Origin of the sequence: Empedobacter sp. UBA5528 (assembly GCF_002426075.1) — a bacterium.
GTDB lineage: Bacteria > Bacteroidota > Bacteroidia > Flavobacteriales > Weeksellaceae > Empedobacter > Empedobacter falsenii_B.
Window position 1 is genome coordinate 44,853 of record NZ_DINY01000026.1, and the last position, 21,409, is coordinate 66,261.

Sequence of the window (21,409 nt, forward strand, 5' to 3'; positions counted from 1 at the left end):
ATAGATTTGAATAGAATGATGCAAAAAATCAATTAAAAAATTAAATTAATTCAGGAGGTGGAGTTGTCACACCATTGTCTAAAGACGCATATGCATTAGAATGATGAAAATCCGAATGTGTAGTTTGTTTCACATTAAAAAATGTAAACAATTTTATTTCGTGGAAATAATGTATTTTTTCTGTGATTTCGCTCGAAGAATTTTTCTGATTATTTTCTTCTTCAGTTGAAGTTTGAGAAAACAAAGCTTTTTGATCATTGTCAGAAGAATCTTTTTTGTCTTGTTGCTCCATTCTCATCTGATAATCTACATAACCCGCCAACCCTTGCATGTTCGTACTGAACACCAAAAGAAGCGTGAAAAAAATTCCAATGCTATGTTTTATCAGGTAGTCTTTCATTATGTCACAAAAATATATTTTAATTTTTAATTACAAAATAGAGAACATCATTTTTAATAAATATTTATCATTTTATTTTATGACGCTTAACAATGTTTATTGATTTTAAATATTGTCTAGATATAAAATTGATATCATAAATCATTTTTACTCAATTTTTTTAAGAATAAATTTGCAAAAAGTTAAATTTTGAGAAAGTATATAAGTGTAATGTTTTTAGTTGCTTTAGTTGCAACTACTTTCGGGCAAGGAAAAAATAATAAAGGTAAATTTTATGTTTATTGGGGTTGGAATCACGCGCAGTATACAAAATCAGATATTCAGTTCAAAGGAGATGGATACGATTTTACGTTAGATAATGTAGCAGCTCATGACCGTCAAACTTCTTTTGGAATCAAGTATTTCAATCCAAGTTCTATGACGATTCCGCAATATAACTTCCGTTTAGGTTACTTTGTTTCGGATAATTGGAATATCTCTTTCGGGATTGACCACATGAAATATGTGATGGATCAAGACCAAGTTGTAAAAATGAATGGTCACATCAATACAGGTTCAGATTACGATGGAACATATAATAATGTCGATCAAAAATTAACAGAAGATTTCTTAACGTTTGAACATACAGATGGTTTGAACTATGCTAATTTAGAGGTTCGTCGTTTTGATAATATTCAGCATTTCCCAATTACAAAAAACGGAAAAGGAATCGATGTTAACGTAACAGCTGGTTTGGGAGCAGGGATTTTATATCCACGTTCTAACGTAAAATTAATGGGTAATGAACGTTATGATGAGTTTCACTTAGCAGGTTTTGCTACAGCTGCAATGGTTGGGATCAACTTTACTTTCTGGGATTATTTCTTTGTACAAGCCGAATTAAAAGGTGGATATGCTAACTTAAGTGATATTCGTACAACTGCAAACAAAGCTGATAAAGCAAAACAGGATATTGTGTTCTCTCAACAAAATTTAGTTTTTGGAGCAATTATTCCAGTTTTTACTCATAAAAATAAGTTAAACTTTTAATTAAGTAGTTTAATATAAAATATATAGCCTAATTTTAAGAATCGATTAGACGATTTGAAAAAAATTATTAGCGGAGACATCATTTAAGTACAATTTGTACTGGATGATGTCTTTTTTTATCTATAAATTTAACCTTTCTCGATAAAGAATTGTTACTTTTACAATTATTTAGATTTGAAATTAACATGAATAGATTTTCTGTATTAGTCGCAAGTATCTTGATATCGACAACAGCAATGGGACAAAAAGTAATGACGCCAGAACTTCTTTGGCAAGTAAAAAAAGTAGCTCCAGTTGGAGTAACGAAAGATCAAAAAAATCTGATTTACAAAGTAACTTCTACTAACGTAAAAACACAAGAAGATACATCGAAAACGTATATGATTTCGTTGGCAGGAGGAAAAGCTTCGGAAATCGAAGATTATAAAACACTTTTGGCTGATGAATCGTTGAATAAATCTCAACAATATAAAGCAGAAACTGATAAAGTTAAAGTACAAAAGGTTTTTGGTTCTGATTATTATCCAGAAATGGACAAATCGAATGTGCAGATTTATAACGAATTAAATTACAGACATTGGGATACTTGGAATGATGGAAATTACGATCATTTATTTGTATCAGAAAATAAAGAAGGTTCGACTAAAATTGATGTTTTAAAAGACGAACCATATTCAGTTTCAGAATTTGTTTGGACACCAGACGGAACAAAAGTTTTGTATGTTTCTAAGAAAAAATTCGGAACAGATTACGCATTAAGCACAAATACAGATATTTATCAATACGATTTAGTAACGAAAACGACGAAAAATATCACGGAAGGAAAAATGGGTTATGACAATACACCAAGTTTTTCTTCTCAAGGAGATTTTGCTTTTTTGAGCATGGAACGAGATGGTTACGAAGCAGATAAAAATGATTTAATTGTTCGTCGTGGTGATATCGAAATGAATATTACAAAACATTGGGACGGAACCGTACAAGGTTATAAATGGAGCAATGATGGTAACAAAATTTATTTCAATGCGCCAGTAGGAGGAACAATTCAATTATTTGAGGTTGATGTAAACTTCAAAATGAGAAAAATGCCTTTCATCAAACAAATTACTAAAGGTGATTTTGATATTGCAGACATCAAAGAAATTGTTGGTAATAAAGCAATTGTTACAAAAACAGATATCAATCACGCTGCAGAAATTTATGTAGTTGATTTGAAATCTGGAGCATTAACGCAATTAACAAACGAAAACAAAGAGATCTTCGATAATATTGCGTTGAGTGATGTAAAAGCACGTAAAATTAAAACAACAGACGGAAAAGAAATGTTTGCATGGGTAATTTATCCGCCAAATTTTGATCCTAATAAAAAGTATCCAACTTTATTGTATTGTCAAGGTGGACCACAATCTGCTTTAACTCAATTCTATTCTCCTCGTTGGAATTTCCAATTAATGGCAGCACAAGGGTATATTGTAATTGCGCCAAACCGTCGTGGAATGCCAGGTCATGGAGTAGAGTGGAATGAGCAAATTTCTAAAGATTGGGGAGGACAAGTAATGCAAGATTATTTGGCTGCGATTGATGATATTTCGAAGGAATCTTATGTAGATAAAGATCGTCGTGGTGCTGTTGGTGCGTCTTACGGAGGATATTCTGTTTATTATTTAGCAGGTATTCACGAAGGTCGTTTCAAATCTTTTATTGCACATAATGGTGTTTTCGATTTGAAATCGATGTACGGAACTACAGAAGAAATTTTCTTTACAAATTGGGACGCTGGTGGCGCTTGGTGGGAAACAAATAACAAAGCTGCGCAAAAGACGTACTCTAAATTTGATCCAAGTAGTACAGAATTAGTAAATAAATGGAATACGCCAATGTTAATTTATGTTGGAGGTCATGATTATCGTGTGCCAATGGGACAAGGGCAAGAGGCTTATCAAATTTTACAATTGAAAGGAATCAAATCTCGTTTTATTTATTTCCCTGAAGAAAATCACTGGGTGTTAAAACCTCAAAATTCTGTGATTTGGCATACAGAATTTTTCAAATGGTTAAAAGAAACCTTGTAATTCAATTGATTTATAAATCATAACTATAATTTAAAAGTGCAATTTCTATAGAAATTGCACTTTTTTTATTTCTTTGAAAATCAATGACAATATCTAATAAACGAACCAATTATTTTTTTAAATTTTGTAGAGTAGAATAATCGTTGTAAATTCAAAAACATAAGTCAAAACCCAATTTATGAGTAAGGATAATAACAAAATATATTTTTCGAATAGCCCATTTACAAACGGACACAAAGTAATAGATTTTGTTTGGAGTGCTCGCCTTGATGAAAATTTTGACCTTTGGATGGACCTTCATTTAGAGTCAGATAATTATGACGAAGAAGAAGAATATAAAGATGATTTGGATGAGATAGATGACATTTCTGAAGAGAATGCCGAAAAGCAACTTTGGATTAATTATGATCATGCTATCATCTCGAGTACATATTGGAACAACAAAGGGATAAAGATCGAAAATGATGCGCAATTAGATTTTAATCAACTCAATAAAAAAACATTCGAAATTGATCCTCTTCCAGTAAATCTTGACGAGTCAGAAAATCTTGCTTTTGGTATTTCAATGTTAGGTAATGACACGGTTGCACAGCACGAAATTACGTTTTTAGATACAGAAGAATTTGGTGTTTTTGATATCAAATGGAAAGGAAAGATAGCCAATACTTATTTAGGAGAAACCGATTTCGATTACGATTTTTATGTTTATATGAAGAATATAAAATTTAACGGAATCAAGGTTCATCCATCGTTAGAAAAAGAAAAAGTTACAACATTTTTTGAGAAAAGTTTAACTCATTTTAATGATTTTGAATTAGTGGAAACTGACGAATTAGAGTTGGAAAACTATATTCTGAAAATTAAAAGACAAGAAGATTAAAAAATAAATTTACCTTAGATTCATAATTACACTCCTAAACCATTTATATGATCAACCAAATCATCAAAAATTGTGAAGACGAAGAAATTCAGTTTCTCAACGAAATTCAACCTTTTGGATATTTGATAGGAATTCATAAAAATTCGCATCAAATTGAATTTTTTTCTCAAAATATTGATGAATTATTTGAAATTTCTACCGAAAAGATATTAAGCCAACATATTAATCAACTTCATGATTTTGAGCTTGATTTTGATGAGATTTTGAATTTAGAACAAGGTGAATTTTACCGAACTAACACAAAAGTTAATTCAAAAACCTACCATTTAACAGTTTATCATTTTGATGAATTGATTTATTTAGAGTTAGAAGAATTAATTATTTTAGAAAACAGATTAGCTTATTATAATTTTTCTGAACAAATCCTGTACTCTAAGTCTATAAGCTCAACTTGGGATTTGTTAATTTCGTCTATCAAGAGTTTGATTCATTACGAGAGAGTAATGTTGTATAAATTTTTGGAAGATGGTAGTGGAGTTGTTATAGCGGAAGAAATTGATAAGGGATTAGATTCTTATATGGGTTTGCGTTTTCCCGAATTTGATATTCCTAAACAAGCACGTCAACTGTATTTAGAGAAAAAAAGCCGTTTGGTTGCAGATGTTGACAGCAAAAGAATCATTTTAATTGGTAATGAGAATTATCAAAAAATAAACTTGATGTACTCTTCTGTTAGAGCACTTTCTCCGATACATCTACAGTATTTACGCAATGCTAATTGTGAAGCAAGTTTCTCTATTTCTATTGTAATTAACGAAAAATTGTGGGGAATTGTAGCATGTCAGAATTCCAAGCCAAAATTTATTCCAAATCAAGTTCGTTTGCAAACCGAATTATTGACGCGTCAAGCAAGGTTGACTTATGTGAATTTTAAATCAACTGAACGATTAAAGTTCCAAAATCATTTTAACGAAACAGCGATTAAACTGAAAGAGAATCTTTTAACAGAAGAAAATCTTCAACAATCAATGAACAATAATCTAAAAGAGGTTCTTAATCTTACAAAGGCAGATGGAATTGCATTGGTTAATTTTGACGATGTTTTTGTAGAAGGCGAAACGCCAGATAAAGAAGAAATTTTGAGAATAAAAGAATGGGCATTTAAAAGAAACTCAGCACGTTTATTTACCTCGAATACTTTTTATCTAGATTATGGACAAGAGCTTAGGCTTAGTCCAAGTTCGGCTGGTGTAATGTTTTGTTTTCTAAATCAAACTTACGAACATTTTATTATTTGGTTCAAAAAAGAACAAATTCAAACCTTAAATTGGGCTGGAGAACCAAGTAAAATTAAAAATGTAGATGTTATAAATGGCGATGAAATACATAGTTTTTCTCCTCGAACTTCTTTCAAGATTTGGCAAGAGAATATTAAGAATAAATCGTTTATTTGGTTAGATAAGGAGAAATATGTTGCGAAAGAAGTGATTAAGTTAATTATAGAAACACTTCATTTACAGTCTTTCAAAATTCATAGTTTATATGAACAATTAAAAGAAATAAATGACGAATTAGACTCGTTTACCTATACAGTTTCTCATGATTTACGTACACCATTATCGGTGATGAAATTGAATTGTCAGATGCTTCAAAGAAGTTTAAAAGATGATGAAATTAAAAATGATAGATTAAAAAGTGTTATTGAAGAAATTGATCGAATGACACAAATGATGCAGGATCTTTTGGCGTTGAGTAAAGCTAAAAAATCAGAAATTGTATTGTCTACAATCGAAACAAAACCAATCATAGAAAAGATTATACATGATGTTTTGTTGTATTATAAAATTAACAATACTGAAGTTGTTGTAGAAGAAATACATAATGTTTTGGGGGATAAAACGATGTTTTATGAGGTTTTTCTGAATATTATTGGTAATGCAATAAAATATTCTTCTCAAGCAAAACATCCAAAGATTGAAATATCATCTGAAATCAATAATAAAGAAGTCATTTTCAAAATAAAAGATAACGGAATTGGAATAAAAGAAGAAGATTATAATAAAATGTTCAAGTTATTTAGCAGAATGTCTAACACTGGAAACATTTCTGGAAACGGAGTTGGACTTTCGATTGCACACAGAATGATGGACAGAATGAATGGTGGTATATCTTTTGAGAGTAAAGTTGGTGATGGAACTACTTTTATATTAACATTTAAAAAAAACTAACTAATGCTATCTGATTATTTAAAAGAAAAAACAGCAATTTATCACAAAGAAATTGAAGATAAATTAGAGTCGAATAAGTTGTTCAACAGCACATTTACAGATAAAAATTATTATAAAATGTTGCAGGTTAATCATATTTTTCTAAAATCGTACGAAGATTCTATTAAACAACTTTTGAATGACAATGATTTAAAAAATTTAGCCTTAACAAAATTGAATAAATTATCTTTGATTGAACAAGATATCAATGAGTTGGGCTTAGAAGAATTGAATGTGCCAAAACAATTTGAATTACAAAATAGAGCCGAAGCAATTGGAGCTTTGTATGTGATAGAAGGTTCTATGCTTGGTGGAAATGTTATTGCAAAAACACTGAAAAAATATCCATTTTTAGAGAATAAAAGTTTCAATTATTTTGGACATTATGGTGAAAACCTTGGTCAAATCTGGAAAACATTTATTGGTTATATCAATCAAGAATTTACAACTGAAGAAGAGCAACAACAAGTTTTTGAAGGCGCTAAAAAAGCCTACGAAGATTTGATAAGTTTTGCTTAGAAAAAATATTTTTAAATAAGACCTCTTAGTAGAAACTAAAGAGGTCTTATTTTTTTATGAAGTAATTAAAATTATTGATTAGAATAATTATATTAGTAATCAATAAAAATAATACATTTTACTTTTGTTTCTCCAACCAGCTTGGCTTTCATATTTCACAAAGAAAACTTTTACATCTGCTTGACTGGCTAAATCTACAAAATAGATGTTGAATTTTGCTTGACTTTCATATTTTGTGAAAAACCATTTTCCGTTGTTACTGTCTGCTTTTGAAGAAGAATTTAATTTGAAAACTTTCAAATCTGCTTGTGCTTCTGTCTTTACCACAAATACTTTTACATCAGCCTTACTTTTTAGATTTACACTGAAGACGGTTTGTGCATTTGTTTGTGCAGAAAAAAATAGAAATGTTATTAAAAGACTTAGTAAAATTTTCATATAATCAAGTGTAAATCAAGTTAACTAAGATAAACTATTTCAGAATAAAAATTAAAAAGAATTACCATTAAATAGAAAATCGATTACATAAATTTTCGTTATTTCTTAAAATCTAAAATCTAAAATCTNNATCTAAAATCTAAAATCTAAAACGGATTATTAATCGTCAATCCAATCATCAAATGATCGGTATGTGATGTTTTCTGACTTTGTAACATGTAACCAGCTTCCAAACTAAAAGTTGGCGAAATAACGTAACCAAAGCTTAAACCAAGTCGATTTCTATCAAATGTTTTATCTTTTACAGCTTGCAAAAAGATTTCGTTATACGCTTTCAAATACCACGTATTTTCGATCAATTTTGCATTATTTAGCGGAACAGTTGCAGTCAATTGATAACGAAATCTAAATTGTGTATCATTTTCTAAAAAGCGTTCTTCAACACGAAATCGATGCGCGAAATTAAAACGTTGTAAAGCATGTTTTGTATTGAATTGTTGATACAAACGATGTTCGTGACTATGAGCATAATCATTTGTAGCAGTAGGAGTTCTGTTTTGAATGTAGGCGTAACCAGCTAAAATTGTATTGTTATTTTCGGTTAAATTGTATCCTATTCCCCCTCGAATCAAAAGTTGTTGTAATTGATCTAAATCTTCGTACGAACGATATTGTATATCCGATTGAAAATTAAAATCTTTATTGATTTTTTGATTGATATTTAAGGTACTCCAAGTCCTAAAATTACTTTCTTGTGCCTGTACACCGAAGTTGGCTAAAACAATAAAACTGGCTAATATTTTCTTCATTCATTCAATTTTAACGAAAATAAAAAAAGACACGAAAACGATTCGTGTCTTTTGTCAGTATATTTAAAATTTATTTTGTTGCCTCTTTAACTTTTGGTAAAATATCTTTCCCAAAAATTTCGATAGATTTCATCATATCCAAATGATTTGGTGCTCCAACATCCATATGAGCAGAAAAGCGAGTTAAACCAAACATTTCTTGATATTTCAAAATACGATCAACCGCCAAAGAAGCGTCTCCAACAATCAAATGTCCATTCGTAGAACGTCCATAGTCAAACTGTGGTTTTGTATATTTTGGCCAACCTCTACTTGCTCCAATTCTATTCATTTGTGCACCATAAATTGGAAAATATTCTTCAGCAACTTTTTCGCTATCCTCTCCAAAAAAAGAGTGCATGTGAACGCCAATTTGCATCGTTTTAATATCATGACCATTTTCGATATAAACTTGTTTATAAATTTCGAACAGATAGTTAAAATCAGCTGGGTTGCCTCCAATAATAGCAAAAATAATAGGTAAACCTAATGTTGCAGCACGTACAATTGATGATTTTGTTCCGCCAACAGCAATCCAAATAGGTAGTTTTTCTTGCACAGGTTTTGGATAAACACTTTGATTAATAATTGGCATTCTAAAATTTCCGCGCCAATTGATTACTTCGTTATTATTTAAATCTAAAAGTAAACGAAGTTTTTCATCAAAAAGAGCATCGTAATCGTTTAAATCATAACCGAAAAGAGGGAAAGATTCGATGAATGAACCGCGTCCAGCTATAATTTCAGCACGACCATTCGATAAATTGTCAACACTTGCAAAGTCTTGATATAACTTTACAGGATCTGTAGAACTGATGACAGAAACGGCACTTCCCAACTTAATATTTTTTGTAACTGTAGACAAAGCAGCCAAAATAATTTCTGGAGATGAAACTGCATAATCAGGACGATGATGCTCTCCAATTCCAAAGAAATCTAATCCAATTTCGTCCATCAATTTTACTTCTTCTATAATCTCGCTCATACGTTGTTGAGGAGTTTGCGTATAACCAGTTTTAGGATCAATATGTAGATCGCCAAACATTCCTATTCCTAATTCCATACTATTTTAGATTTAGTCAAATTTACGTATAGAATTTTAGATTTAAATTGATGTAGGATAGTTAATAAAAGATCAAATTTGTATATTTAATGTATATATTCTGTTATGGAAGAATTTTTAGCAAAATCGGTTCAAAATGATTTGATTTTAATTTGTATATCGATTATAATTGGCGTTTTGATCGGTACGGAAAGAGAATATCGCAACAAATCTGCCGGATTAAGAACATTCATTTTAGTTAGTTTTGGATCTTGTTTGTTCACAATTCTTTCGATCCGAATTGGAGTAGAAAATCCAGATCGATTGGCAGCAAATATCATCACGGGAATTGGATTTCTAGGAGCCGGAGTAATTTTTAAGGACGATAATAAAGTTGCAGGAATTACGACCGCAACTACTATTTGGGCGACTGCGTCGTTGGGAATGTGCATTGGCGCGGGTTATGTTTATTTAGGTTTATTGGGAAGTGTTATCGTTTTGATTATTTTGGTTGGATTAACTTATCTTCAAAATTATATTGATGATTACCATAAAATTAAAAATTATACAATTCTAACAAAGTCGAAAGAAGAATATGAATATTGTCAAACATTATTTAAAAAATTTGATTTAAAATTTTCTGTTGCTAAGCAACATGCTACAGATGGAAATGTTTCTACAACTTGGTTGGTTAGAGGTAAAAGTAAACAACATAAAATGTTGATGAAACAATTATTAGATGATAAAATTATAAAAACCTATCAATTTTAATTAGAATGAAAAACATAACAGATGACAAAAATATTTGGTTAGATGAACCAGAAGAGCACGATTTTCCCGCTGCGCAAGATTATTTGGAATTAATTTTTAAGCCTGAAATAGCTGCTTCGCTTGTAAATAAATTATCGGAAGCTGAAACAATCATAAAAAAATCCAAAGACATTTTCAGAGCGAGTAAATTGAGTTTACTTCCTTTGGAAAATAGACATGTTCAAGAGAATTTCAAAAAAATAAAAGCGAATAAAAAGCTTTCTCCAATTTTATTGGTGCGATCTGCAAACGAATTAATCATTGCAGATGGTTATCATCGCTTGTGTTGTAGTTATTATTTGACGGAAGATTTGGACGTTCCTTGTCGATTGATTTATGTCGAATAAAAAAGTGAAATCAAACCTTGATTTCACTTTTTTATTATCTAAATTCTATCCGTGTATCGCTTCTTTATTTCCGTAAGATTGAATCAAATTTCCTTCAAAATCTAACCATTCTTTCCAACGTTTGTCCACATCAACATCAGTGGAAAGTTTTCGAGCAAAATTTAAGAAAGTTGTGTAATGATTTGCTTCCGAAACCATCAAATCATAGTAAAATTTTGCTAATTCTTCGTCATTAATATTTTGAGATAATGTTCTGAAACGTTCACAACTTCTAGCTTCAATCATCGCTGCGAATAACAAACGATCCACAAAAGCCATATTACGAGAACCATCTTTTTTACAAAATTTCATCAACTGACCAACGTAATCATCTTTGCGCTCGCGACCTAATTTGTATCCACGACGCTCGATAATTTCTACAACCATTTTGAAATGTTGCATTTCTTCGATGGCAATATCTGACATTTCTTGAATAAATTCGTCATGTTCAGAATTATACGCAATCATTGTAATTGCATTTGTTGCCGCTTTTTGCTCACACCACGCATGATCCGTTAAAATTTCTTCTAAATTTCTTTCCGCAATATCAGCCCAACGTGGGTCTGTCAAAAGTTTTAATCCAAGCATTTTTCGAAAAATATTAAATCCAAATTTACGAAATTATATTGTTTAAAGATTGAATGTAAAAAATCGTCTATTAAATGATTTTCTTTTCAATCATTTCTAACATCACATCCGATGCGTGTTTAAATGTTGGTGCTTGTTCTGTCAAACTTGCAGCATTTTTTTTGTTCACTTTAAAAATTAAATCTTTCTCTGTTGTAAATAATAAAGCGTTTGTAAATGGATTTTTGATGTAAGAACTCAAAATCAAAAAAGTCTGGTCAACACTATGAAATTGCTCAACTTCTTCAGTTTTATAACGAAAAGTGAAGGCAAAATTGTACTCATTATTTTCTAAAAGATGTAAACGAACAAAAATATTTTTAAGATCAGTATCTCCAATAGTTTTGGCCATTGTCAATTTTGCAAAAGTTCCTTCTTTGATACTTGATTTTACTTGTTCGAAAAATTCTTCAAAAACAGTTTGATAAGACATTTTATATAATTTTAGTTGCAAATTTACATTAAAATAAGCCAAATTGGATGCATAATATTTAATCTTCCAATTAAGAAACAGAAAGCGTAATTTTGTGGGATGAAAAAACTTTTAATCATTGGTCAAGTTTGGCCAGAACCAACTTCTTCTGCGGCAGGAACTCGAATGATTCAGTTAATTGATTGTTTCAAAAAAGCTGAGTTTGAGATAACTTTTGCGTGTGCTGCTTCAAAATCTGATTATAGTTTTGATTTGATTTCTAAAGGTGTAAAAGAAGTTGAAATTCAGTTAAATGATGAAAGTTTTGATGATTTTGTGAGAGAATTAAATCCTGAAATTGTTCTTTTTGATCGTTTTATGATTGAAGAACAATATGGTTGGCGAGTTTCAAAAGAATGTCCAAATGCGTTGAAGATTTTGGATACAGAAGATTTACATTTTCTACGAAATGTGCGACAAGAAGCAACTAAAAAAGGAATAGAATTTACAGAAGATTTATTATTTTCTGATTTAGCAAAACGAGAAATAGCTTCTATTTTACGTTGTGATTTATCGTTGATGATTTCGAAAAAGGAAATTGAAATTTTACAAAATCAATTTAAAATTGATGAAAAAATCTTGTATTATTTACCTTTTTTAGAAGATGAAATTACAGATGAAAAAATCAATTCTTGGAAAAATTTTGAAGAAAGAGAACATTTTATGTTTATCGGAAATTTTATTCACGAACCTAATTTTAATTGTGTTCAAACCTTAAAAAAAGAAGTTTGGCCAATTCTGAGAAAGAAATTTCCAAAAGCTGAATTACATATTTACGGTGCTTATGCAACGCAAAAAGTTTTGCAATTAAATAATCCTTCCGAACGATTTTTGATCAAAAGTAGAGCAGAAAATGCGCAAGAAACGATGTCAAATTACAAAGTTTTGTTGGCGCCGATTAATTTTGGCGCTGGTGTAAAAGGAAAGTTTGTGGATGCAATGCAAACTGGAACTCCTTCGGTTACGACTACGATTGGAGCAGAAGCAATGAAAGATAATTTTGATTGGAATGGTTTTGTAGAAGATGATTTTGAAGCGTTTGTGGAGAAAGCTATTTTGCTTTACAATAATGAGAAAGAGTGGGAAATTGCTCAACAAAATGGAATCAAAATTCTGAACGAGAATTACAATAAAAATAAATTTGAAGCTGATTTTTTAGAGAAAATTAAATCGATTGAAGCAAATTTAATCCAACATCGAAATCAAAATTTTATTGGTCAAATTTTGCAACATCATCATCATCAAAGTACAAAATATATGTCACTTTGGATTGAACAGAAAAACAAAAACCTTTCGAAATAGGGTGGTTTTTGTTGATTATTCTACTTTGAAGCTATTTACAATTTTGACAAAATCGCTTTTCATTATTTCTTGATTTTCGAAACTGCAATATTGTAAAATCTGATAGACAAATTCTTTCGTTTCGATTACAGTTTGCAAGAAATAAATATGTCCAGATTCGGGATCATTTGTTTCAAATTCGGTATAAGCATAATTGAATCCCTGTTCGTAGGCAACATAAGGTTTTTTGATATAATTAAACCCTTTTTGTGTTTTATATGGCTCGATAGAATTTAGCGTATAATCAATCATATCCAAATTAGAATCTGCCAATTTTAATTCATCTTTGTGTTCAAAAATCACAAATCCATACGAATTCGGCTTTGGAGCAAGACTTTCAAATTGAATAGTTGCATAATCATTTAACCCAACTGTACGTTGAAAATCTTTTGGAATAGTTAACGCAAACGATTCAGCTCCATGTATTTTCTGTTGAGCAAAAGCGGTAATACATGTAAAAAGAGAGGCGATGAATAACAATTTTTTCATTGGATGAATTTAGATGACGAATATAAAAAAAGCCTTGATTATCCCAAGGCTATAACGTTATTATTTAAAATAAATTGTTTATTTCGTTGAACAAGAATTATTTCCTGATTGACAAGGCGAAGTTCCTTCTACAATTTTAACACCTTCAACTTCTTTTATTTTACCAAAACCTCCAGCAACGTCAATCAAATTTTCGTAACCACGAGCGCGTAAAATTGAAGAGAAAATCATTGAACGATATCCTCCTGCACAATGTACTAAATAGGTTTCTTCAGGATCGATTAATTTCATAGATTCATTGATGAAATCTAAAGGAGCTGTAATTGCACCTTCTACGTGAGAAGTTTCATATTCACCTGGCTTACGAACGTCCAAAACTTTTAATTCAGTTTCATCAACTAACTCTACAAACTCTTCTGGAGAAACCGAAACAATTTCATCGAAATCTTTTTCAGCCTCAACCCAAGCTTGGAAACCATTGTTCAAAAATCCGATTACATTGTCATATCCGACACGAGCCAAACGTGTTACCGCTTCCTCTTCTTCACCAATTTCTGCAATTAACAAAATTGGTTGTTTGATATCTGTGATTAATGTACCAACCCAAGGTGCAAAATTTCCTCTAATTCCAATATTGATGGAGTTTGGAATAAATCCAGCTGCAAAAGTTTGAGGATCGCGAACATCTAAAATTAACGCATTTGTATCTTCCGCAACTTGCATAAATTCGTCTGGAAATAAAGCTTTATTCGCACGTTCTTTCACTACATCCAAAGATTCAACACCCAATTTGTTCATCATTACATTTTCTGGAAAATAGAATGGAGGAGGCATTAATCCTGAAGTTAATTCAGTAATAAATTCCTCTTTTGTCATAGAAGGATTCAAAGCATAATTCACTTCTTTTTGATGTCCTAGCGAATCAAAAGTTTCTTTACTCATGTTTTTTCCACAAGCAGAACCCGCTCCGTGTGCAGGATATACGATAATATCATTAGCTAAAGGCATAATTTTGTTTCGTAAAGAATCAAATAAATAACCAGCTAATTTTTCTTGCGTTAAGTCTGTATTTAATTTTTGAGCTAAATCTGGACGACCAACATCACCAATAAATAAAGTATCTCCTGTAAAAATTGCATAATCTTTACCGTTTTCATCTTTCAATAAATACGTTGTACTCTCCATGGTATGACCTGGTGTGTGTAAAGCTGTAATAGTTATATTTCCTAAAGAAAAAACTTCGCCATCAGTTGCGATATGTGTATCAAAATTTGGTTCCGCAGTTGGACCATAAATAATTGTAGCACCAGTTTTTTGCGCCAAATCTACATGTCCTGAAACGAAATCTGCATGAAAATGCGTTTCGAAAATGTATTTGATTTTTGCATTGTCTTTTGTCGCTTGATCGATATAAGATTGTATTTCTCTCAACGGATCAATAATTGCAACTTCACCATTGCTTTCTATATAATAAGCACCTTGCGCAAGACATCCGGTGTAAATTTGTTCAATTTTCATAAGAATGATTTAGTGTGTAAAAATACAAATATTTAAATTTAGAATTTTCCTCTGATGGATGAATTCTGATACTTTTCTTCTATTTAAACTCAAATAAGATTGATAGTTAACTTAAAATTTATGAATGAAATCATAGGTTATTTGGCAATCTTTTTTAGATTAATAAATAATTCAGTTTTTGCTCTTGGCGGAATAGAATTGTAACAATTTTCCATGACTTTGAAATCAAAATAATCGTTGAAATACGTCTGATATTCAGTTTTATCACCTCCAAAAGGTGGCGTGTTATTTCCGAATTCTCTGTTGAATAATACACCAACTAATTTTCCGTTTTCGGCTAACAGTTCGTTCATTTTGATGCTATAACTTTGACGTAATTTTGGATCTAACGCACAGAAAAAAGTTTGTTCTAAAATCAAATCAAATTCACCATCTAACTCAAAAAAATCTTGATGAAGAACTTTGATATTGGGATTATGTTTAAATTTTTCTTTGATTTTTTCAACTACAATTTCCGAAATATCAATCAATGTAATATTCGTAAAACCTTGTTCCAAAAGATATTCTGCTTCGTAAGCATTTCCACAACCTGGAATCAGAATTCTGATATTTTTATCTTCCAATTGATCGATATACTCTTTTAGTGGAGTAGAAGGAGCTTTTAAATCCCAACCAGTTTGATTTGTGATGTATTTATCGTTCCAAAAATTTTCGTTCAGTTCCATACTTTAAATTATTGAATTATAAATTCTTCGATGAACATAAAAATTGCCATTAAAATAATGAAGATTGCAAATGTTCGTTTTAGAAATTGTACTGGTAAAAATTTGTTGATGTAGGTTCCGACAAGAATTCCAACCATAGAAATTCCAATGAAAACACTCAAAAAACTCCAATCAATTTTGATGTGTAAAGCATCACCAATAAAAAATCCGATAAGTGAATTGATGGCAATAATTACCAACGAAGTTGCCGAAGCTCTTTTCATATCTAATTTTGCAACCATCATTAATGCCGGAACAATCAAAAAACCACCGCCAGCACCAACCATTCCTGTTAATCCTCCGATTAAAAATCCTTGAATTAATAAAAGAGGATTTAGCTTATCATTTTTCTGATTAATTTGTTCTTCTTTCTTACCTTTTAACATAGAAATAGCTGCGAAAACCATCAGAATAGCGAATAAACCAAACATTGCCATTCGACGTGTGACGATAAAATCGCCTATAGAAAATAAATTACTTGGTAGGGCAGGAATTAAAAATGCACGAACCAATGTAATTCCAACAACAGCTGGTAATCCAAATTGAAAAACGACTTTCCAATCAACCATTTTTTGCGAAGCTTGCTTTATTCCTCCAATCAATCCTGTCGATCCAACGATGGATAATGAATAAGCAGTAGCAATTTTTTCGTCGAAATGAAAAATATACGCTAAAATAGGAACGGCTAAAATAGATCCACCACCACCAAGAACTCCCATAATTAATCCGATGAAGAAGGCACCTACAAAACCAAAAAACTCTATAAAATCCATTTTTTTCTCTCGATTTTTACAAATCTATAGCAAATACAATAACAATTACTATAGGTATATTATGAAATATTGTTGTAAATTAATACAAATGCCTACTAAATCAATAGACGTATATTATTTTACTTTTTTTAATTATTATGCAAATTTGGTGTAACATTTTCAAAAAAACTGCTACTAATGTTACATAAGCATAATAGATAAAAACTTAAAAAATACTAAATGAAGAAAATTTTTATGTCTATCTTATTTGCAGGATCAGCATTATTTGGTCAGCAAATAAAATTTGATGAGTATACTCTAGCAAACGGATTGCATGTTATCCTTCATCAAGATAATTCTGCTCCAGTTATTACAACAGGTGTTATGTATCACGTAGGTTCGAAAGATGAGCAAGTTGGTAAAACAGGTTTTGCACACTTTTTTGAGCATTTATTATTTGAAGGAACAGAGAATATTAAGAGAGGTGAATGGTTCAAAATTGTTTCTTCTCATGGAGGTTCTAACAATGCGAATACAACAACGGACAGAACATATTATTACGAAACTTTTCCATCAAATAATTTAGAATTAGGATTATGGATGGAATCTGATCGTTTGCGTCAACCAATCATCAATCAAATTGGCGTCGATACACAAAAAGAAGTTGTAAAAGAAGAAAAACGTTCTCGTTTAGACAATCAACCTTATGGTAAATTTTCGTACGGAGAAGCGGTTAATCCTCATGTTTTCAAAAAACATCCTTACCGTTGGAGTGTAATTGGTTCTTTTGAGGATTTGAGTAATGCAAAATTAGACGATTTCAAACACTTTAGTCAAACTTTTTATGTGCCAAATAATGCTGTATTAGTTGTTGCGGGTGATTTTAATAAAGACGAAGCAAAGAAATTAATTGAGAAATATTTTGGTGTAATTCCAAGAGGAAAAGATGTTGTGAAAACTGTTGTGAAGGAAGATCCAATTACATCAGAAATTCGTGGAACAGAATATGATGCAAATATTCAGATTCCTTTATTGGCGATTAATTATCGTACGCCAGATAACAAATCAAAAGATGCTTATGCATTAGAAATGTTATCAAGCTATTTAACAGGTGGAAAATCATCAGTTTTATATAAAAAATATGTTGACGAGAAAAAAGAAGCATTACAAATATTTGCTTTCAATCGTCAAATGGAAGATTACGGAATTTATTCAATCGGAATTTTACCTCAAGGAGAAGTTTCTTTGGATAAATTAGAAGGAGATTTACAACAAGATATAGAAAAAGTTCAAACAAATTTGATTTCTGAAGAAGATTACCAAAAAATCTTAAATGGAATTGAAAATAGTTTTGTGGCTTCAAAATCGGGTGTTCAAAACATTGCACATGCTTTAGCGGATGCTTATATGTTGGGCGGAGATACAAATAAAATCAACGAAGAATTGAAAGTTTATCAATCTGTAACAAGAGAAGATATTCGCAATGTTGCTAAAAAGTATCTAAACAAAAACCAACGTGTAATTATTCATTATTTACCAGAATCTAAAAAAGCTGCAAAATAAAAAACAACCGAATTATGAAAACAAAAATATTATCTCTTGCAATCGCTTTTATGGCAGTTAGCTTAAATGCGCAAGTGGCGATTCCAATGCCAAAACCAGGTCCAGCACCGACGGTTAATTTAGGAAAATCGAACGAATTCAAATTAAAAAATGGTTTAACAGTTATCGTTGTTGAAAATCATAAATTACCACGAGTTTCTGCTACATTAACAATCGATAATCCTCCATATGCATTAGGTGCAAAAAAAGGAGCAGAGTCTTTGTTGGGCGAAATGTTGGGAACAGGAACAAAAACAAAATCGAAAGATGATTTCAATAAACGTATTGAGTTTTTAGGAGCTCGCGTTAATTTTTGGGAAGAAGGAGCTTCTGCAAGTTCTTTAACTAAGTATTTTAACGAGATTTTTGGTTATATGGCTGATGGAGCTATGAATCCAAACTTTACTGAAAGTGAATTTGCTGATGTTAAAAAACGTTACATCGAAGGTTTAAAGTCGAATGAAAAATCTGTAGAAGCAGCAGCATCTCGCGTTTCGAATATATTAGTTTATGGAAAAAATAATCCTTTCTCAGAATTTGATACACCAGCCCAAATTGAGAAAATTACATTGCAAGATGTGAAGGATTACTACAATACCTACTACAAACCAAACAATGCTTATTTGATTGTTGTTGGAGATATTTCGACAAAAGATGTAAAAGCATTGGCGGAGAAAAACTTTGATTCTTGGCAAACAGGAAAATTAAATATTCCAGCATTTCCAAAAGTAGAAGAAGTTACAAAAACGGAATTAAATGCGATTAATATGCCTAACGCAGTGCAATCTGTGGTCTCAGTTTCGTATCCAGTTCAGTTGACAAAGAAAGATCCAGATTATTATGCAGCGTTAATTGCGTCGTCTATTTTGGGAGGCGATTTTAATTCGAAATTGAATATGAATCTTCGTGAAGCGCATGGTTGGACATATGGTGCACGTGGTGGAGTTTCTGATTCTCGTTACATTGGACGTTTCAATACTAATGCAACTGTTCGTAACGAAGTGACGGATTCTGCTATCGTTGAGACGATGAAAGAAATTAAAGGAATGACGTTAAACAAAATTGATCAACAAACGTTGAATGATGTAAAAGCAAAATTCTTAGGAAACTTTATCTTGACTTTAGAAAGTCCTTCTACGGTTGCTAACCAGGCTTTAACGAAAAAGACAAATCAATTATCAGATAGTTTTTATGCAGATTATATCAAAAATATAAATGCTGTAACAATTGATGATGTTTTACGTGTTTCGAAAAAATATTTCCGTCCAGATCAAGCAAAAATCAATGTAACAGGTAAATTAGAGCAAATTGCACCAGCTTTAGAAAAATTAGGTTACTCAGTTAATTACTACGATTCTTTCGGAAATAAAATAGATAAACCAACTTCTGGTGCAAAAACTACAACTGTTTCAGTTGCTCAAATTACAGATAATTTTTTCAAAGCTATTGGTGGTACGGACAAAGTGAAAGCTGTAAAATCGATTGCTCAAAAAGGAAAAATTGACATGATGGGTAGAAATGGAGAATATATATCTAAATCTGCTGCGCCTAATAAAACTTTTGTAAGTTATAATATAGGTGGACTTATTATTAAACAAATTTTTGATGGTGAGAAAGGGTTTGTTTTTCAAGGACAAAAATTTGATTTACCAGCTGAAATGACAGATCCTTTAAAGAAAACAAATTCTTTGTTTGTACCATTGTCAGAAGGTTATAAATCGGCTAAAGTAGAAGGAATCGTTTCTGAAAACGGAGTTGAATATTACAAAGTTGTTGCTGCAGATATTTCTCGTACAGATTATTATGATGTAAAAACTGGCTTGTTAATGAAGTCTGAACAAAAAATGAAATCTCCACAAGGAGAAATGATTGCGACGACGATAAACAAAGGATATAAAACTTTTGAAGGTATTTTAATGCCAACAGAAATTTTAACAGAAGCTGGACCTCAAACAGCTAAAATAGTAATTGAATCAGTAGAAATTAATAAAAACGTTTCTGACGCAGATTTTAAATAACAATTCTTTTAAATATTTTTCAAATTAAAAGGCAATTCGTATTTTTCGGATTGTCTTTTTTTATACCACTATGATGAATAAAACCTCTTAGCGCAAAAAATAAGGTAATTAAAGAAGAGTATCAAGAGATTATAGATCAGCGTATGCTAGAATTGCGTAGAAAAACTTGAGATTAATAACTGAAAATTCTTTTTAAAAATGAATAAATCTTATTTTTGAGAAATTTTTAATCAAAAAACAAAATATATAATGGCAACAATCAATTGGCAAACGGTAAAGGAGTACGAAGATATCACGTTCAAGAAATGTGATGGAGTAATGCGTATAGCATTTAATCGTCCTGAAGTTCGTAATGCATTTCGCCCGAAAACTGTTTTCGAATTATTAGATGCTTTTCAATTAGCAGAAGAAGATCGTGAAGTTGGTGTAATTTTATTGACAGGAGAAGGACCATCTGCAAAAGATGGTGGTTGGGCTTTTTGTTCTGGAGGTGATCAACGCGTTCGTGGTGCAAAAGGTTATGAAGGACAAGATGGTGTTGGACGTTTGAATATTTTAGAAGTTCAGCGTTTAATTCGTTTTTCGACAAAAGTTGTTGTAGCCGTTGTAAATGGTTGGGCAGTAGGAGGAGGACATTCTTTGCACGTGGTTTGTGACATGACATTGGCTTCTAAAGAACATGCGATTTTCAAACAAACTGATGCAGATGTAGCTTCATTTGATGGTGGTTACGGTTCGGCTTATTTGGCAAAACAAGTTGGTCAAAAACGTGCCCGTGAAATCTTTTTCTTAGGATTGAATTACTCTGCACAAGAGGCTTACGATATGGGAATGGTAAATTTAGTTGTTCCGCATGACGAGTTAGAACAAGTTGCTTTTGATTGGGCACAAGAGATTTTAACAAAATCGCCAACAGCAATTAAAATGTTGAAATATGCATTCAATTTGGTAGATGATGGTTTAGTTGGACAACAAATTTTTGCAGGAGAAACCACACGTTTTGCATATGGTACAGAAGAGGCTGTAGAAGGTCGTAATGCATTCTTAGAAAAACGTCCAAGAGATTTTTCAAAATTTAGATAAGAAAATTTTCAAAATATAAACGAAAAGCGATGTTTAACATCGCTTTTTTTAT

General features: G+C 31.2%; 21 protein-coding genes. 11 read left to right on the plus strand and 10 right to left on the minus strand.

Features of this window, described 5'->3' with window-relative positions:
• Nucleotides 1-40: 40 nt before the first annotated feature.
• Nucleotides 41-331: a hypothetical protein gene (locus B4L98_RS05745; protein WP_291077739.1), complete on the minus strand. Its 291-nt coding sequence runs from the start codon at nucleotides 329-331 to the stop codon at nucleotides 41-43.
• A gap of 258 nt (nucleotides 332-589) precedes the next feature.
• Between B4L98_RS05745 and B4L98_RS05750 the strand changes: the two genes are divergently transcribed.
• The 5 genes from B4L98_RS05750 to B4L98_RS05770 all read left to right on the plus strand — a co-directional run bounded on the left by B4L98_RS05750 (nucleotide 590) and on the right by B4L98_RS05770 (nucleotide 7,167).
• Nucleotides 590-1,429, plus strand: coding sequence for a hypothetical protein (locus tag B4L98_RS05750; protein ID WP_236688191.1), 840 nt, complete (start codon nucleotides 590-592; stop codon nucleotides 1,427-1,429).
• A 185-nt stretch (nucleotides 1,430-1,614) separates the two neighbouring features.
• Nucleotides 1,615-3,501, plus strand: a complete 1,887-nt coding sequence (locus tag B4L98_RS05755; protein ID WP_286500882.1) for a S9 family peptidase — start codon at nucleotides 1,615-1,617, stop codon at nucleotides 3,499-3,501.
• A 178-nt stretch (nucleotides 3,502-3,679) separates the two neighbouring features.
• Entirely contained in the window at nucleotides 3,680-4,381 is a 702-nt protein-coding gene (locus tag B4L98_RS05760; RefSeq protein ID WP_280062001.1) for a hypothetical protein, read from the plus strand.
• A 47-nt stretch (nucleotides 4,382-4,428) separates the two neighbouring features.
• Nucleotides 4,429-6,609, plus strand: a complete 2,181-nt coding sequence (locus tag B4L98_RS05765; protein ID WP_280062000.1) for an ATP-binding protein — start codon at nucleotides 4,429-4,431, stop codon at nucleotides 6,607-6,609.
• A gap of 3 nt (nucleotides 6,610-6,612) precedes the next feature.
• Nucleotides 6,613-7,167, plus strand: coding sequence for a biliverdin-producing heme oxygenase (locus B4L98_RS05770; RefSeq protein WP_280061999.1), 555 nt, complete (start codon nucleotides 6,613-6,615; stop codon nucleotides 7,165-7,167).
• A 99-nt stretch (nucleotides 7,168-7,266) separates the two neighbouring features.
• Here B4L98_RS05770 and B4L98_RS05775 read toward each other — a convergent pair whose 3' ends face one another.
• The 3 genes from B4L98_RS05775 to B4L98_RS05785 all read right to left on the minus strand — a co-directional run bounded on the left by B4L98_RS05775 (nucleotide 7,267) and on the right by B4L98_RS05785 (nucleotide 9,516).
• Nucleotides 7,267-7,605: a DUF6150 family protein gene (locus B4L98_RS05775; RefSeq protein WP_291077745.1), complete on the minus strand. Its 339-nt coding sequence runs from the start codon at nucleotides 7,603-7,605 to the stop codon at nucleotides 7,267-7,269.
• 146 nt (nucleotides 7,606-7,751) lie between these two features.
• Complete coding sequence (locus tag B4L98_RS05780; protein WP_291077746.1) at nucleotides 7,752-8,414, minus strand: DUF2490 domain-containing protein; 663 nt, start codon at nucleotides 8,412-8,414, stop codon at nucleotides 7,752-7,754.
• A 70-nt stretch (nucleotides 8,415-8,484) separates the two neighbouring features.
• Nucleotides 8,485-9,516 carry an LLM class flavin-dependent oxidoreductase gene (locus B4L98_RS05785; protein WP_291077747.1) on the minus strand — a complete coding sequence of 344 codons (1,032 nt, stop codon included), beginning with the start codon at nucleotides 9,514-9,516 and terminating at the stop codon, nucleotides 8,485-8,487.
• Between the two features lie 105 nt (nucleotides 9,517-9,621).
• Here B4L98_RS05785 and B4L98_RS05790 point away from each other — a divergent pair, with 105 nt between their 5' ends.
• Nucleotides 9,622-10,266: an MgtC/SapB family protein gene (locus B4L98_RS05790; protein WP_291077749.1), complete on the plus strand. Its 645-nt coding sequence runs from the start codon at nucleotides 9,622-9,624 to the stop codon at nucleotides 10,264-10,266.
• A 5-nt stretch (nucleotides 10,267-10,271) separates the two neighbouring features.
• The gene (locus tag B4L98_RS05795) at nucleotides 10,272-10,652 is read left to right on the plus strand and encodes a hypothetical protein (protein ID WP_291077751.1); all 381 of its coding nucleotides are present in this window, start codon (nucleotides 10,272-10,274) and stop codon (nucleotides 10,650-10,652) included.
• A 45-nt stretch (nucleotides 10,653-10,697) separates the two neighbouring features.
• Here B4L98_RS05795 and B4L98_RS05800 read toward each other — a convergent pair whose 3' ends face one another.
• Both B4L98_RS05800 and B4L98_RS05805 read right to left on the minus strand, forming a co-directional pair.
• Nucleotides 10,698-11,279 carry a tRNA-(ms[2]io[6]A)-hydroxylase gene (locus B4L98_RS05800; RefSeq protein WP_115001228.1) on the minus strand — a complete coding sequence of 194 codons (582 nt, stop codon included), beginning with the start codon at nucleotides 11,277-11,279 and terminating at the stop codon, nucleotides 10,698-10,700.
• A gap of 70 nt (nucleotides 11,280-11,349) precedes the next feature.
• Nucleotides 11,350-11,751, minus strand: coding sequence for a hypothetical protein (locus B4L98_RS05805; RefSeq protein WP_180906228.1), 402 nt, complete (start codon nucleotides 11,749-11,751; stop codon nucleotides 11,350-11,352).
• Between the two features lie 99 nt (nucleotides 11,752-11,850).
• Here B4L98_RS05805 and B4L98_RS05810 point away from each other — a divergent pair, with 99 nt between their 5' ends.
• The gene (locus tag B4L98_RS05810; protein WP_291077754.1) at nucleotides 11,851-13,092 is read left to right on the plus strand and encodes a glycosyltransferase; all 1,242 of its coding nucleotides are present in this window, start codon (nucleotides 11,851-11,853) and stop codon (nucleotides 13,090-13,092) included.
• 15 nt (nucleotides 13,093-13,107) lie between these two features.
• Here B4L98_RS05810 and B4L98_RS05815 read toward each other — a convergent pair whose 3' ends face one another.
• From B4L98_RS05815 to B4L98_RS05830, 4 genes are all read right to left on the minus strand, one after another.
• Entirely contained in the window at nucleotides 13,108-13,620 is a 513-nt protein-coding gene (locus B4L98_RS05815) for a hypothetical protein (protein ID WP_180906231.1), read from the minus strand.
• Between the two features lie 78 nt (nucleotides 13,621-13,698).
• Nucleotides 13,699-15,138, minus strand: coding sequence for an MBL fold metallo-hydrolase (locus B4L98_RS05820; RefSeq protein ID WP_291077756.1), 1,440 nt, complete (start codon nucleotides 15,136-15,138; stop codon nucleotides 13,699-13,701).
• 137 nt (nucleotides 15,139-15,275) lie between these two features.
• The gene (locus B4L98_RS05825) at nucleotides 15,276-15,863 is read right to left on the minus strand and encodes a methyltransferase domain-containing protein (protein WP_291077758.1); all 588 of its coding nucleotides are present in this window, start codon (nucleotides 15,861-15,863) and stop codon (nucleotides 15,276-15,278) included.
• Between the two features lie 8 nt (nucleotides 15,864-15,871).
• A complete protein-coding gene (locus tag B4L98_RS05830; RefSeq protein ID WP_291077760.1) occupies nucleotides 15,872-16,675 on the minus strand; it encodes a sulfite exporter TauE/SafE family protein in 804 nt (267 codons plus the stop codon).
• Between the two features lie 219 nt (nucleotides 16,676-16,894).
• Here B4L98_RS05830 and B4L98_RS05835 point away from each other — a divergent pair, with 219 nt between their 5' ends.
• From B4L98_RS05835 to B4L98_RS05845, 3 genes are all read left to right on the plus strand, one after another.
• Nucleotides 16,895-18,217 carry a M16 family metallopeptidase gene (locus B4L98_RS05835; protein WP_291058874.1) on the plus strand — a complete coding sequence of 441 codons (1,323 nt, stop codon included), beginning with the start codon at nucleotides 16,895-16,897 and terminating at the stop codon, nucleotides 18,215-18,217.
• A 14-nt stretch (nucleotides 18,218-18,231) separates the two neighbouring features.
• Entirely contained in the window at nucleotides 18,232-20,274 is a 2,043-nt protein-coding gene (locus B4L98_RS05840; RefSeq protein WP_286496265.1) for a M16 family metallopeptidase, read from the plus strand.
• Between the two features lie 249 nt (nucleotides 20,275-20,523).
• Nucleotides 20,524-21,357 (plus strand): 1,4-dihydroxy-2-naphthoyl-CoA synthase, encoded by an 834-nt coding sequence (locus B4L98_RS05845; RefSeq protein ID WP_114999699.1) that lies wholly within the window; start codon nucleotides 20,524-20,526, stop codon nucleotides 21,355-21,357.
• Nucleotides 21,358-21,409 lie beyond the last annotated feature (52 nt).